The organism is Secundilactobacillus silagincola (genome assembly GCF_002583405.1).
Classification (GTDB): Bacteria; Bacillota; Bacilli; order Lactobacillales; family Lactobacillaceae; genus Secundilactobacillus; species Secundilactobacillus silagincola.
Genome location: NZ_BCMJ01000072.1, coordinates 1 through 230, shown reverse-complemented (window position 1 = coordinate 230; position 230 = coordinate 1). Strand labels below are relative to the sequence as shown.

At 49.1% G+C, this 230-nt stretch carries 1 rRNA gene; it reads right to left on the bottom strand.

Annotated features, from left to right (window positions below):
• A 23S ribosomal RNA gene (locus CES82_RS12270) occupies window positions 1-230 on the bottom strand; the annotation flags it as partial.

Below are 230 nucleotides of genomic sequence, written 5' to 3'. Positions count from 1 at the left end.
TTAAATGGTGGCTGCTTCTGAGCCAACATCCTAGCTGTCTATGCAACTCCACCGCCTTTTCCACTTAGGATACACTTAGGGACCTTAATTGGTGGTCTGGGCTGTTCCCCTTTCGACGATGGATCTTATCACTCAGCGTCTGACTCCCGGATATAAATCTATGGCATTCGGAGTTTATCTGAATTCAGTAACCCGTGACGGGCCCCTAGTCCAAACAGTGCTCTACCTCC